Origin of the sequence: Methylophilus sp. DW102, assembly GCF_037076555.1 — a bacterium.
GTDB lineage: Bacteria > Pseudomonadota > Gammaproteobacteria > Burkholderiales > Methylophilaceae > Methylophilus > Methylophilus glucosoxydans.
The window spans coordinates 2854033-2867581 of sequence record NZ_AP029023.1; the positions used below are offsets into that span (position 1 = coordinate 2854033).

General features: G+C 53.1%; 13 protein-coding genes. 10 read left to right on the plus strand and 3 right to left on the minus strand.

The genetic code is table 11. From position 1 onward, the window contains the following. Positions 1-138: 138 nt before the first annotated feature. The 6 genes from AACH41_RS13615 (at position 139) to AACH41_RS13640 (ending at position 7756) form a co-directional block, all read left to right on the plus strand. Positions 139-507 carry a CidA/LrgA family protein gene (locus AACH41_RS13615; RefSeq protein WP_194748945.1) on the plus strand — a complete coding sequence of 123 codons (369 nt, stop codon included), beginning with the start codon at positions 139-141 and terminating at the stop codon, positions 505-507. Beyond that, positions 500-1240, plus strand: coding sequence for an LrgB family protein (locus AACH41_RS13620; RefSeq protein ID WP_194748946.1), 741 nt, complete (start codon positions 500-502; stop codon positions 1238-1240). The genes AACH41_RS13615 and AACH41_RS13620 overlap by 8 nt, the downstream gene beginning before the upstream one ends. Before the next feature lie 239 nt (positions 1241-1479). Beyond that, positions 1480-1815: a hypothetical protein gene (locus AACH41_RS13625; RefSeq protein ID WP_338655744.1), complete on the plus strand. Its 336-nt coding sequence runs from the start codon at positions 1480-1482 to the stop codon at positions 1813-1815. Between the two features lie 219 nt (positions 1816-2034). Then, positions 2035-3117, plus strand: coding sequence for an efflux RND transporter periplasmic adaptor subunit (locus AACH41_RS13630; protein WP_275357881.1), 1083 nt, complete (start codon positions 2035-2037; stop codon positions 3115-3117). Positions 3118-3138: 21 nt separating this feature from the next. Then, a complete protein-coding gene (locus tag AACH41_RS13635) occupies positions 3139-6327 on the plus strand; it encodes an efflux RND transporter permease subunit (RefSeq protein WP_194748949.1) in 3189 nt (1062 codons plus the stop codon). Continuing rightward, positions 6317-7756, plus strand: coding sequence for a TolC family protein (locus AACH41_RS13640; RefSeq protein WP_228518856.1), 1440 nt, complete (start codon positions 6317-6319; stop codon positions 7754-7756). Before AACH41_RS13635 ends, AACH41_RS13640 begins: the two co-directional genes overlap by 11 nt. Positions 7757-8255: 499 nt before the next feature. On the opposite strand, the gene AACH41_RS13645 is transcribed toward AACH41_RS13640, so the two are convergent. From AACH41_RS13645 to AACH41_RS13655, 3 genes are all read right to left on the minus strand, one after another. After that, on the minus strand, positions 8256-8837 hold the full coding sequence (locus tag AACH41_RS13645) for a hypothetical protein (RefSeq protein WP_313984966.1): 582 nt from the start codon (positions 8835-8837) through the stop codon (positions 8256-8258). 137 nt (positions 8838-8974) lie between these two features. After that, on the minus strand, positions 8975-9334 hold the full coding sequence (locus AACH41_RS13650; RefSeq protein WP_338655746.1) for a DUF4186 domain-containing protein: 360 nt from the start codon (positions 9332-9334) through the stop codon (positions 8975-8977). A gap of 16 nt (positions 9335-9350) precedes the next feature. Then, on the minus strand, positions 9351-10583 hold the full coding sequence (locus AACH41_RS13655) for an MFS transporter (RefSeq protein WP_338655748.1): 1233 nt from the start codon (positions 10581-10583) through the stop codon (positions 9351-9353). A 252-nt stretch (positions 10584-10835) separates the two neighbouring features. On the opposite strand from AACH41_RS13655, the gene AACH41_RS13660 reads away from it, so the two are divergent. From AACH41_RS13660 to raiA, 4 genes are all read left to right on the plus strand, one after another. After that, complete coding sequence (locus tag AACH41_RS13660) at positions 10836-11423, plus strand: hypothetical protein (RefSeq protein ID WP_338655750.1); 588 nt, start codon at positions 10836-10838, stop codon at positions 11421-11423. 27 nt (positions 11424-11450) lie between these two features. Continuing rightward, positions 11451-12359 carry a hypothetical protein gene (locus tag AACH41_RS13665; RefSeq protein ID WP_338655752.1) on the plus strand — a complete coding sequence of 303 codons (909 nt, stop codon included), beginning with the start codon at positions 11451-11453 and terminating at the stop codon, positions 12357-12359. 15 nt (positions 12360-12374) lie between these two features. Next, positions 12375-13013: a DNA oxidative demethylase AlkB gene (gene alkB / locus AACH41_RS13670; protein WP_338655753.1), complete on the plus strand. Its 639-nt coding sequence runs from the start codon at positions 12375-12377 to the stop codon at positions 13011-13013. 185 nt (positions 13014-13198) lie between these two features. Then, positions 13199-13525, plus strand: a complete 327-nt coding sequence (gene raiA, locus AACH41_RS13675; RefSeq protein WP_194748955.1) for a ribosome-associated translation inhibitor RaiA — start codon at positions 13199-13201, stop codon at positions 13523-13525. The last annotated feature ends 24 nt before the right edge of the window (positions 13526-13549 follow it).

The following is a 13549-nucleotide window of genomic DNA, read 5'->3' on the forward strand; positions in this document are numbered from 1 at the left end:
TCTGGAGCATTGGGTGGAAATCCCGAGCTCGCCTAAACCGGATAGGCGAAATAAAAAAATGCATTTAACATAGCGCTGATTCAAGGGCGTATGGCTTTATCCATCACGCAGGGACCACACAGACAAACGGATTCACAGATGATTTCAGGCTTGGTACAACTTTTTTTATGGCAGGGGCTGGGCGAACTGCTCAGTAAATTCTTTTTACCCGGCATCCCCGGACCGGTGCTAGGCCTGCTGCTCTTGCTGGTGTTTTTATGTGCCCGTGGGCAGGTGAATGCCGACCTCGGCCTGGTGGCCGACAGTTTCCGCCAGCATCTGGGATTGTTATTTGTACCCGCCTCGGTCGGCGTGCTGCTGTTTTTGCCCGAGCTGCAAACACACGCCCTGGCGGTAGGCACCGCCCTGCTGGTGAGCGTGATTCTGACCATCGCCGTCACCGCCATTGTGCTCAAACTATTCTGGTATGTTTCACTCAAGCGCAATAAGGGGCACCGCCATGAGTAAGCGCCTGCCAATTGCCGAAATCTGGGTCTACCTGTCGGGTGACCCGCTGTTTGCGCTGATTATTACGCTGGCCAGTTATCAGCTCGGCTACCTGTTGTATGTGCGCGCCAAGCGTCATCCGCTGGTCAATCCGGTCGCCATTTCGGTGCTGCTCACCTGCCTGACCATAGACCTGCTGGACATGCCATATGAAAAATACTTTGAAGGTGCGCAGTTTGTGCACTTTTTGCTGGGCACGGCGACCGTCGCCCTGGCAGTGCCGATTTACAACGGCTTCAAGCGCATGCAAGGCAAGATTTTTCATATCTGGGTGGCGCTCACCGTGGGCAGTACGGTGTCTATTGCCAGCGCGGTGGCCATTGCCAAGCTGATGGGCGCGACCGACAACATTGTGGGCAGCATGTATGCCAAATCGGTGACGGCGCCAATTGCCATGGGCATTGCCGAGCGCCTGAACGTGTCGCCGACGCTGACGGCAGTGTTTACCGTGATCACCGGCATGCTGGGGGCGATTCTGGCCCCCTATATCCTCAATGCGGTCAAAGTTCAGCAGTGGTGGATACGCGGCACGGCGATTGGGGTGGGCGCGCATGGTCTGGGCATTACACGCGCGTTTAGTGTCAATGAAGAAGCCGGGGTGTTTGCCAGCATGGCGATGGGGCTCAATGGCGTGATCAGTGCCATCGGCCTGCCCATCGTATTGACCTATTTACGGCCACATTTGGGCTTCTAGCTGACACCCAGCTTACAAACGGCCATTTTGGCCGAACTTGGCGCAAAATCGTATTGTCATTCCAAACGTAAAAGGGTTTAATGTAAGCATTGTAAATCCCATTACGGCGATCAATGTGTGAAAGCGTCCCCTGGCTGATCAAAACGATTAGCCAGTGAAAACAGTGCCTTATCACAGCAATAAACCGTAAACATACACCCCATACTAACAACCATTGATGATAGCCATTCACTGAATATATGGATAAACCTCTGAATACAGCCGCATACAAGCTCAGACTGTGGGTCGTCACAGTGCTGCTGGCTGTGCTCGGGGTGGCCCTGGTGGCAGAGTTCTCTGACCACTCCAGCTACCGTGATGATGTGGTGCGCGTGCGGATTGCCGAGATTAGCGAACCTTCCGCCGATGGTGAATCGCCGTTTCCCTCACTACTGCCTTTGATTAACCTGCCCGCAAGCTTCGTCATTGCCTGCGTGATTCCGTTTGCGCTACTGGCTTTGCCACGTCAGCGCCTGATCAAACACCGCACGGTGGTTCGCCACCTGCACTCACGGGCTCCCCCCGTATCTGTTTAGGCCACTCTGTGCCCATGCGCATGCTGTTACTCCCCGATTCAAGTTGATAGTGTTTGTAACCGATGCGCCCTCCCTGTCCTGCATCATGCCCGGTGACATGGTACTGGCGCCCAGAGTCCAACGGTGGGTGAACATTCCCTGGCGGCATACGCCTACAAGATGCCAGATGGCTGTTTAACCAGTATTCCTCTTCAATTTAATTAAGATAAGAACACACTTATGATGAAACAGCACTTAATCGTTTTAGGCTTGCTTGGCTCCCTGCTAGGCGCTTGTCATAAAGAAGAAGCGCCCAAGGAAGAGCTTCCCAAACTGGAAGTCACCACCCCGATGCGCAAAGACACCACGCTGATTAAAGAGTATGTCTGCCAGATTCATGCCATCCGGCATATTGAAATGCGCGCGCTGGAGCGTGGCTACTTGCAGGATATCTTTGTCGACGAAGGCAAATATGTCAAAGCTGGCCAGCCCATGTTCAAGATCATGCCGAATATCTACCAGGCGGAATTGATGCGCGCCAAGGCTGAGGCCAATGCCATTCAGATTGAATACGAAAACACCAAGGCGCTGGCCGAAAAAAATGTTGTGTCGCTAAACGAGCTGGCGATTGCCAAAGCCAAACTCGACAAGGCGCTGGCTGAAGTGAACCTGCACCAGACACACTTGAACTTTACCGACATCAATGCCCCGTTTGACGGCATCATGGACCACCTGTTTGTGCGGAAAGGTAGCCTGATGCAAGAGGGTGACTTGCTGACCACACTGTCTGACATCAGCAAAATGTGGGTGTACTTTAACGTGCCAGAATCCGAGTATCTGGACTTTAAAGCCCGTCATGAAGATGAAAAACAGGTCAAGGTGCATCTGCGCATGGCCAATGGCCAGGTGTTTAACCAACAGGGGGTCATCGAAACCATCGAAGCCGACTTTGACAACAAAACCGGTAACATCGAGTTCCGGGCAGGCTTCATGAACCCTGAGCGTCTGTTACGTCATGGCGAGACCGGTAACATCATGATGGATATCCCTTACAAAAACGCCATGCTGATTCCACAAAAAGCGATTTTTGAAATTCTCGACCAACAGTATGTGTTCGTGGTGGGCAAGGATCACAAACTGGAACAACGACTGGTTAAAGTGGCGGCTGACATTCAAGACATGTCCATCATTGAGAGCGGCCTGCAAGACACCGATCATGTGTTGATTGAAGGCCTGCGCCGCGTCACCAAAGGTGACAAGATCATTGAGGACTTTAAAACACCCGACAAGGTTGTTCCTGAACTGAAGCTGTACGCAGAATAACGAAACATCAGGTGAACACATATGCTTAACATATTCCTCAAACGCCCAGTACTGGCCATCGTACTGTCCCTGCTCCTGACGTTTACTGGATTCTTGTCCATTAAAAGTCTGCCGGTCGAGCAGTTTCCAGACATTGCGCCACCGCGCGTATTGATCTTCCTGGCTTATCCTGGCTCCAGCGCCAGCGTGCTGGTGCAATCGTCACTGATTACACTGGAGCGCGCCATTAACGGTGTGCCCGGCATGAAATACATCGTGTCCGACGCGACCAGTGCGGGTGAAGCCACCATCCAGGTCTATTTTGACCAGGGGGTAGACCCGAACGAAGCGATGGTGAACACCAAGGTCAGGCTGGACCAGGTCATCAACCGTCTGCCACAGCTGGTACAACTGGAAGGGGTGATCCTGAACAAGGTACAGCCTAGCATGTTGATGTACGTGAACATGTACAGTACCGATAAAAACGCGGACCAGAAATTCCTCTACAACTACTCACAAATTAACGTGATTCCTGAAATCCAGCGCGTGAACGGCATTGCCTGGGCGCAGATTTTGGGTAGCCGTCAATATGCCATGCGGGTGTATTTAAACCCGGACCGCATGCGGGCTTACAACGTGTCTTCCAAAGAAGTCATGGATGCGATGTCCAACCAGAGTTTGATTGGTCGTCCAGGCCGTTTGGGGCAAAGCTCGGGGCTGCAGGCGCAAGCCAAAGAATACACCCTGGTGTATAGCGCCAGCCGCTATGAAAAGCCTGAGCAATATGAAAATATTGTGATTCGCTCCACCCCCTCAGGTGAGATTCTGCGCCTGAAAGACATTGCCAAAGTCATGCTGGGCAGTGAGTTCTACGACATTTACTCCAACAAAGACGGTTATCCTTCTGCCTCGATTGTGTTGAAGCAAAACTACAACACCAACGCGAAAGAAGTGATTGAAAACGTCAAGAAAACGCTGGAAGAGCTCAAACCCACCTTCCCAGCTGGCATGACCTATGAAATCAACTACGACGTGTCACGCTTTGTAGATGCTTCTATCCACAAGGTCTTGCATACGCTGGTTGAAGCGTTTGTGCTGGTATCACTGGTGGTGTTCATTTTCCTCGGTGACTGGCGCTCTACCCTGATTCCGTTGATCGCGGTGCCCATCTCGCTGATCGGGGCGTTTGCAGTGATGAGCTCGTTTGGCTTGAGTATCAACCTGATTACGCTGTTTGCCATGGTGCTGGCGATCGGGGTGGTCGTGGACGATGCGATTGTGGTGGTGGAAGCGGTGCACGCCAAAATGGCTTCTGACCATGTCGGCCCTTACGCCGCAGTACAACGTGTATTGGGTGAAATCGGCGGCGCAGTGGTCGCGATCACCTTGCTGATGACCTCGGTATTTGTGCCGATCACCTTCCTGCCAGGTCCGGTGGGTGTGTTCTACCGCCAGTTTGCGATCACCATGGCGTCCTCCATCGTGTTGTCAGGCATTATTGCGCTGACCCTGACCCCGGTGCTGTGCGCGATGATCTTGAAGAATACGCATGGCCAGCCCAGAAGCCGTAACCCGATCAACCTGTTTTTGGACCTGTTCAACAAGGGCTTTGACAAGGTGACCGACTACTATACGGCCTTCCTTGAAAAACTGGTGACTCAGCGCACGATCACCTTTCTAGTGATTGGGCTGTTCTCTTTCGGGATTGTTTCGATTGTTAAAATCATTCCAGAGGGCTTCATTCCCGGTGAAGACCAGGGCATGATTTATGCAATTATCCAGACCCCTCCAGGCTCAACACTGGAAACCACCTATCAGGTGTCACAAGAGCTGCAAAAAGTAGCGAAGAAAATTCCTGCAGTGCAGTCTGTGACCGCCTTGGCGGGTTACGAGGTGCTGACCGAAGGGCGCGGTTCTAACGCGGGTACTTGTATTATCAACCTCAAGGACTGGGAAGAACGTAAAGAGACGGTTGCCGACGTACTCAAATTACTGGAGAAAGCCACCGAAAACTTTGGCGCGCGGATTGAATACTTTGAACCGCCTGCAGTGCCTGGTTATGGTACCGCTTCCGGTCTGGCCTTCCGCTTGTTGGATAAAACCGGCTCGCTGGATTACCAGAAGTTTGATGACATCAACAAAGACTTCATGAAGGCTCTGGCAAAACGCAAAGAATTAACCGGTTTGTTTACCTTCTATGCGGCCAACTATCCACAGTACGACTTGATCATTGATCCGCAACGTGCCATGCAGAAAAAAGTCACGATTGCCGATGCGATGGACAACCTCGATGTGCTGGTGGGCAGTACCTTTGAGCTGGCATTCATCCGCTTTAACTACTACTTCCGGGTGTATACCCAGGCTGCGCCTGAGTTCCGCCGCTTCCCTAGCGACATCCTGAACTACTATGTACGCAATGAAGATGGCGAGATGGTGCCTTACTCAGCCTTCATGACTATGAAGAAACAACAGGGTCCTAACGAAATTACCCGTTACAACCTGTTTAACTCTGCAGCGCTGCGTGCCGAGCCTGCTGAAGGCTACACCACAGCCTCTGCAATCAATGCCATCAAAGAAGCCGCTAAATCTCTGCCTAAAGGCTACTCAGTGGGCTGGGAAGGCTTGAGCTTTGACGAAGAACGCCGTGGCAATGAAAACATCATTATTTTCATGGTGGTGCTGGTATTCGTTTACATGGTGCTGGCCGCACAATATGAAAGCTTCATTATTCCGTTTGCGGTCATGCTGTCGTTGCCAGTTGGTATTTTCGGTAGCTTCCTGTTGCTGAAAATGGCCGGGTTGGCCAATGACGTGTATGCGCAGATTGGCTTGATCATGCTGGTGGGCTTGCTTGGTAAGAACGCAGTGCTGATTGTAGAGTTTGCGGTACAAGCGCGTGAAAAAGGTGCCTCTATCAAAGAAGCCGCCATCGCCGGGGCAAAAGCACGTTTCAGACCAATCCTGATGACCTCGTTTGCCTTTATTGCCGGCCTGATTCCATTGACGGTCGCGACCGGGGCCGGTGCGATTGGTAACCGGACCATCGGTACCTCGGCCTTGGGCGGCATGTTATTCGGGACGCTCTTTGGTGTGGTCGTGATTCCTGGCCTTTACTATATATTCGCCAGCTTGGCGGACGGTAAAACGCTGATCCGCAAGGAAGATCAGAACCCACTGACTGAGTCCTACGAGTACAACAGACATGAAGAAGAAGACGAACATGACCACTAATAAATATCTGTATTGGCTGGTAAGCGGTGCAGTTGCAGCCATGCTGCAGTCCTGTGCGATCCCCAACATCATGACCAAGGAGGCCGACACCGCCTTACCCGCGCAATATAGTGGTAAAGCGGCCGCGGCCGACACACAAAGCAGTGCCAGTGTGAGCTGGAAAGAGTTCTTCCAGGACCAGAATCTGGTCTCTCTGATTGATACGGCCGTGGCCAACAATAAAGAGATCCAGATGATGGCGCAGCGTATCTCGATGGCGCAGAACGAAATTCAGGCTAGACGCGGTGCTTATCTGCCTTTTGTGAATGCCGGTGGTGGCATCAATTATGAAAAAACCAGCAAGTTTACCCGGCTGGGTGCGGTCGAAGATGGCCTCAAGATTCATAATCAATCCTTCCCGACCTTTCTTGGCGACTACCAGTTTGGGCTGGTAGCCTCCTGGGAAGTCGACATCTGGCACAAACTGCGCAATGCACAACAAGTTGCCGTGCTCGACTACATGGCGACCACAGAAGGCAAAAGCTTCCTGGTCACCAATTTGGTGGCTGAGGTGGCCAACAGCTACTACGAGCTGGTCGCGCTGGATAACCAGTTGCTGACGCTGCAAAAAAACATTGAGATTCAGCAGAATGCGCTCAATGTGATTCGTGAGCTGCAGAAATACGCGCGCTCAACCTCACTTGCGGTCAAACGGTTTGAAGCCGAAGTGAAAAAGAACCAGAGCAAGCAGTACGTGATCAAGCAGCAAATTACCGAGGCTGAGAACCGCATCAATATGCTGCTGGGTCGCACCTCGCAACCAATTGCACGCAACAGCGATGGCTTCATGGAACTACAGCCCAAAGCAGTCGAGACTGGCCTGCCTTCACAAATGCTGGCCAACCGCCCGGATATCCGTCGCTCCGAGCTCGAGCTGGCAGCGGCCAAACTGAATATTGATGTGGCCAGAGCCAACTTCTATCCATCGTTCACCATGAACGCCGGACTGGGGTTTCAGGCCTTCAAGCCGCAGTATTTGCTGAATATCCCAGATGCACTGGGCGCTTCACTGGGCGCGGGCTTGATGGGGCCATTGATCAACCGGAACGCAATCATTGCCGAGTATAAAAATGCCAGTGCCTCGCAAATTGAAAAAGCTTACGAGTATGAGCAAACCATTATCAATGCTTATATGGAAGTGGCGAATCAAATAGCCAACGTCGACAACCTGAGCAAAAACTTCAGCCTGAAAACCGACCAGGTTAACCAGTTGACGCAGTCGATTGACGTGGCCAACCAGCTGTTTAAAAATGCCCGCGCGGATTACGGTGAAGTACTGCTGACGCAACGTGATGCGCTGGATGCCAAAATGGAGTTGATAGACACCAAGCAGCAACAGATGTCTGCCATGATCAATCTCTATCGTTCTTTGGGCGGTGGCTGGCGTTAAGCGTTACCCAAACCAAGCCTAAGCAGATCGCCCAGTCTAAAGCTCGCGATCTGACAAAACAAAGGGATTCCGTTTTGCGGAATCCCTTTGTTTTTGCTGTCCTTCGAAATCAATCCATGCCTTCAACCATCCCTTTTGTCTAAGTCAGCTAGACCACCTGAGCGTGACAATGCTTGAGAGCACTCAATCGACCTCGGCACGCAAGTAGGCTACATGGCACATGTGCTGCCTTAACGATGCATATGGTACACAGCCTAAGTTGAATAACGAGTAAACACCACTCACCCAATTCGCTCAAAAGCGAGCCTCCCCATGACAAATACCCTTGCTGCAGGATGAAGGCATCCCTGTTTAAACAGGCGTGTGCGTAACGAGCGCTGTAGCAGAGCGCCGGAGGGAGGAGTCGTGAAGAGATGCGCCGTATATTGCGTGACGCTGACAAGCACTCACCCGTGCCTAACCAAACAGGCTAGCCACGGGCAAGTTATTAGAATGGGGCTTATTTGCCGAGCAGGTTATCCAGCGAGCGCTGGTCCAGTGCGCCCAAATAGGTCGGGCATTGCTGGTTGATGACGGCGACCCAAGCTGCACAACCGTCTAAAGGTTGCTGGCTGGCTGGCACGGTCAAACCAAAATCTGCTGGTTTGCGCGGCGGGACTGATTTGTTGCCAAACCACATGACGCGCTTGTCCTTAGACAACGCGAAACAGCTCTTGGCCGCTTCACGCAAAGCCTCGCGCGCATCGCTCAGGCTGCCGCAAGCCGCACTGCCGTCAACCTCCATCAATTGTGCACCGACTTCATAGCGGGTTTGGTCCACCGTCAATATCGTACCGGCAGGCTTGTATTCATTCATGACCGCATAAAAGCCAAACAGAAAAATCAGCATGCCCAGGGAAAGGCCACGATGCTGCTTCTCAAATACCTCAATGCCAAAATAATTCACCGCCAGCGCCATCAGCGTCAAGGCAAATGCGGCCATAGCCACCATCTTGTGCGGAATCTGTATCTCATAAATCCCCCAGGCAAACGCGATTACCGCGATGGCAAGGGTGACAATCCGCATCATTTTTTTATTCATTGCAACACACGCTCCACTAACTAAAGATAGAGGCAGTAGTGGCCCTCGCCACCGCTCACCCACGCGCAACATCTTAACCGATTTGCCTGAATGATTGATATTGATGCAGCCCGAATGTTCGCAAAGACGGTGCCAAATTAAGCTTGCTGTAAGTTTGCCGCCAGCCAATGCTCAATCACCACCACCAGATACGCCTGTTCCTCCAGGGTCAGCGCTCGGCCAGCAGGAATCTGGTGCCATTTGGATAAACATCCCCGGCAACATGTAGCGGTAGCATGTTGCGCGACAAACACCGGATGTCCGCGCATCGGCGTTTGCTGACCGTCATTGGCCGGAGTAGCCGGGGCCAGCCGCTCGGCAATAAATTTTTCTGCATGGTCTAGCACCACCGCCAACCCTTTTTGTTGCAAATAGTGCTGGTCTTTGGCGTTGAGTTTGAAGCGGGCACGGAAATCGGAGCGTTGCAGGGCTTGAAATAAGGCGTCCAGATCGCGCATGGCCTACACACCACAATCAGTGCAACTGCGAAAGGTGCAGATCTCGCAGTTTTGGCGCCTTGAACGCCGTCACCCCTACCACTGCCAGCGTCATGCAGCCCCCAAACACCACCGAGGGCACCAGCCCAATGAATCTGGCGGTGAGCCCTGATTCAAACGCGCCTAGCTCATTGGAAGAACCGATAAAAATGCCGTTGATGGCCGAGACGCGGCCGCGCATGCCATCGGGCGTGGCCAGTTGCAGAATAGTTTGCCGTAACACCACCGAGACGCCGTCCATCATGCCGGAAATGGCCAGGATCAGCATGGCTAATTCAAAATTGGTGCACAAGCCAAATGCAATCATGCACACACCAAAACCAGCCACGGCAAACAGCAGCCAGCGGCCACTGTGCTCATGAATCGGGTGTTTGGCGAGCCAGACGCCGGACACTATAGCGCCCAGTGCGGGGGCGGCACGTAATAACCCCAGGCCTTCTGGGCCCATCTGGTAGATATCGTGCACAAAGGCAGGCAGCATGGCGACAGCACCGCCAAATAGCACGGCGAACATATCGAGCAGTTGCGCGGCGAGCACCACTTGCGTACGGCGGACAAAGCGCAAGCCTTCAGCGATGCTGGCAAAGACTTTCATTGGCTCATGGCTATGGTGCTCGGTCACGCGCAAGGCCAGCGCAGCAACACATGCGGCCAGTGCCAGCAGTGCAGACAGCCCATAAGCGATAGATTTGTCAGCAAACCCAATCAGCAAACCGCCGATAGCGGGGCCGACAATGAGCCCAATCTGAAACATGGAGCTGCCGATGCCAGAGGCCTTGGCGATGGAGGCACGCGGGATAATCAGGGCAAATAGCGTGTTATAGCTGGGAGAGATCAAGGCGCGGGCAAAGCCGGTCAGGCAGACCGTGCCATAGATCCACCAGGCAGTATGGGCGGGCTGTTGTTGCGTAATCATCACCAGTAACCCGGCGTTCACCGCCAGAAAAAAAGCCGACACGGCGGCAAAACCGCGGCGCGAGAAGTAATGATCCACGGCATGCCCCGCAAACAGCGCGCTACCCATGTAAGGGATCACTTCTGCCAGGCCGACCAGCCCCAAGGACCAGGGATCGTGTGTCAACTCGTAGATATGCCAGCCGATGGCAACCATCATCATCTGGTACGACAGCACCATGAGGATGCGGTAGGCAAGCAACTTGGGGAATGCATAGCCCTGATGGGCAAGAATCTGGCGGATGGACAAAGACATAGGCAAGATTATACGCTATCGCTTCACATGGCTGCGGCGTGCAAAATCGCCTACAATCTGCAAGCGGGTGCGGTGAATCAGGCAGTAGGCGGTAACGCTGATGAGCCGTCGTTGACTCCGTGCGACTCTGCCGATATAGATGGGGCGCACCCGCAAGTCTTAAGCAACCGATTAAATGCGGCAAGATTTAATCGGGTAAGATGCCGGCCTGCTATCGCAAGCAGTCTGCCCCTTAACTAAAGGTTTATTTTCATGACATCACGTATTTCAGTATTCAGTTTGTGTTTTCTCTGGTTTGTGACGCTTTGCGCACATGCAGAGGAAAGTTTCGTCACCAAAGAGCCATTCAGGCAACCGGCAAAAATGCCTTCGGCCATCATGACTTTGCTGGCGCAAGAGCCGTCGGTGGCCAATAGTGCTAGTTGCGGGGAATCCAAGCCTGCCGCTTTACTGGAAACGCAAGTGGTACGCCTGAGCAAAACGGCAAAAGCTTATTTGGTGAAACCAGCACATGCTTGCCTGTGCCGTGAGGCCGCTTGCCCGATATGGTTGTTTCAAATGAGAGGGGCGGCGGCCAAGCTCATTTGGCATACCCCTGCCGCAATCAAGGTGGCCGTATTAGACAAAAAATTTGATGGCTACCACAAACTGGGCGAAACCGATGGCGATGCAGCAGCAGGGAGTGAGACGCACTGGTCTTGGGACAATACGCGTTATAAACAAACCTATAAAAATACCTGGACCATGGATGCTGACAATAAATGCCGCTTGGGCGAGGAAACGATCCATCTGGTGGATGGAAACATTGTGAACCATACCATCAAGTGTCCCCAGGACTAACCTACGAGAAGCTCATGCGAGGCTAAGATGCGCATCGTGATCCAGAGACTGTTGCTGGGACTGGCATTACTGCTGACATCCCCGGCAATGGCGGCGGACACCATGCAACTCTGGATCACCGTCGATTGGGAAGGCTTGTCGCTGGATGAAGACAATCTACAGGCCATGCAACGCTTTCGGCAGCAGTTTCCAGACATTCCGATGTTGCATTTGGTCAATCCGGTCTATTTTATCCAGCCTGGGGTCCATCGCGCCCAGGTAGGCAGCCTGATTCGCAGCACGTTTTTACCGCAGGACACGGTGGGATTGCATCTGCACCCCATGCGCACATTGGTTGAGTATTGCGGGCTCACCTATCAGGCCACGCCCTCGATTTCTGGCCGCGATGAACATTGCAGACAGGCCAGTTGCGGTCATTCTGTCAGCCTGGAGTTTGCTTACAGCGAGACCGAGCTGACGCGGCTGGTGCATTGCAGCAGTGATTTGATGGTGCAAAACGGCTTTAACCGTCCCCGGCATTTCCGCGCCGGCGCCTGGCAACTGGGGCCCAAGTTGCAAGCCGCACTGGTTGCGAATGGCTTTTATTGGGATAGCTCGCGCATTGATGCGCGTTTGCTGACCACGCGCTGGCCCAGCGACAGTCCCCTGATCAAGGGATTGCAACAGCTGCATGCGGGCAGCACACCGCTGGAACAACCGTATGCTTTGTCTTATCAATTGATGGAATACCCGGATAACGCCGCCCTGGCGGATTACACCAACACGCAACAACTGTTGCGCCTGTTTGAAGCTTTATTGAACCATGCCCCTGCCGTCATGGTCTTGGGATTTCATCAGGAATCGGCTGCAGACTACCTGTTGCAACTGGAGCGCGCCATTCCCCACATGCAGCGACTGGCAAAACAGAAAAATGTCACGTTGGTGTGGATGCCCTAATCGCCGCGAGAACGCATGGACTTATTTGCACAAGACACCCCCTCTAAAGTGATGCTGGCCCCGGGTGCCTGCTGGCTATCCGGCTTTGCGCTGCCCTGCATGCCAGTGCTTTGGTCTTGTCTGGCACAGCATCTGTCTGCCCATCCACCCCGGCAGATGATGACGCCCATGGGTTACCCGATGTCAGTGCGCACCAGCAGCATGGGTGATTGGGGCTGGGTAGGCAGTGCGGCTGGCTATGGTTACCAGGCGGCTGACCCCGCCAACCATCAACCCTGGCCAGCGATGCCGGAGGTGATTTTACAGCTGGCTGCGACCGCCGCGCAGCAGGCAGGCTATGCCGACTTTGTGCCCGACAGCTGTTTGATCAACGTGTATGCTCCCGGCAGCAAAATGGGCTTGCATCAAGATAAAGATGAGCAGGATTTTACGCAGCCGATTGTGTCAGTGTCGCTCGGCCTGCCCGCCACGTTTCTATTTGGCGGCCCCAGGCGGACGGACAAGCCGGTGAAAATCCCGCTGGTGCATGGCGATGTGGTGGTCTGGGGCGGCGCCAGCCGGCGCTTTTATCATGGTGTCGCGCCAGTTCAGCCTGGGCAGCACCCGCTCATTGGCCCGCAACGCATTAACCTCACCTTGAGAAAAGCGCGTTAGCATCTCGCCCTGACAACGCCTTAAGAATAGCCGCATAAACGCTGATGAAGATCAAAAACCCCGCTCACTTCCGGGTTGCATCTGTTTTTCAAAAGAGTAAACTGAAACTGTCTTATCTATCCAACATTTGCTGAATGATCCAGCAAAACCCTGATAAGACCCTTTCCGAAAACAAGGAGTTTGTCATGAATTTACAACTTACAGGACACCATTTAGAAATCACTCCAGCACTGCGCGAGTACGTATCATCCAAGTTCTCGCGTATCAGCAATCACTTTGATCATGTGATTGATGTCAAAGTCACCATGTCTGTTGAAAAGCTTGCCCAAAAGGTTGAAGCGACATTGCATGTGCCAGGCAACGACTTACACGCCGCCTGCTCAGACGAAAACATGTACAGTGCCATCGACATGCTGACCGACAAACTTGACCGCCAGGTCGTGAAACACAAGGAAAAAAATGGCGACCACCACAAATCCGGTGGCGCTGTGAAACACCAGTTAAGCTCATAAGCCTTAACGCCATTCTCTACCCGA

Bases quoted from the DNA above. Each gene is read 5' to 3' on its own strand.
- AACH41_RS13620 (WP_194748946.1), top strand. From the start codon at position 500: ATGAGTAAGCGCCTGCCAATTGCCGAAATCTGGGTCTACCTGTCGGGT.
- AACH41_RS13655 (WP_338655748.1), bottom strand. From the start codon at position 10,583: ATGTCTTTGTCCATCCGCCAGATTCTTGCCCATCAGGGCTATGCATTC.
- AACH41_RS13630 (WP_275357881.1), top strand. From the start codon at position 2,035: ATGATGAAACAGCACTTAATCGTTTTAGGCTTGCTTGGCTCCCTGCTA.
- AACH41_RS13615 (WP_194748945.1), top strand. From the start codon at position 139: ATGATTTCAGGCTTGGTACAACTTTTTTTATGGCAGGGGCTGGGCGAA.
- AACH41_RS13625 (WP_338655744.1), top strand. From the start codon at position 1,480: ATGGATAAACCTCTGAATACAGCCGCATACAAGCTCAGACTGTGGGTC.
- AACH41_RS13635 (WP_194748949.1), top strand. From the start codon at position 3,139: ATGCTTAACATATTCCTCAAACGCCCAGTACTGGCCATCGTACTGTCC.
- AACH41_RS13660 (WP_338655750.1), top strand. From the start codon at position 10,836: ATGACATCACGTATTTCAGTATTCAGTTTGTGTTTTCTCTGGTTTGTG.
- raiA (WP_194748955.1), top strand. From the start codon at position 13,199: ATGAATTTACAACTTACAGGACACCATTTAGAAATCACTCCAGCACTG.
- AACH41_RS13645 (WP_313984966.1), bottom strand. From the start codon at position 8,837: ATGAATAAAAAAATGATGCGGATTGTCACCCTTGCCATCGCGGTAATC.
- AACH41_RS13650 (WP_338655746.1), bottom strand. From the start codon at position 9,334: ATGCGCGATCTGGACGCCTTATTTCAAGCCCTGCAACGCTCCGATTTC.
- AACH41_RS13665 (WP_338655752.1), top strand. From the start codon at position 11,451: ATGCGCATCGTGATCCAGAGACTGTTGCTGGGACTGGCATTACTGCTG.
- AACH41_RS13640 (WP_228518856.1), top strand. From the start codon at position 6,317: ATGACCACTAATAAATATCTGTATTGGCTGGTAAGCGGTGCAGTTGCA.
- alkB (WP_338655753.1), top strand. From the start codon at position 12,375: ATGGACTTATTTGCACAAGACACCCCCTCTAAAGTGATGCTGGCCCCG.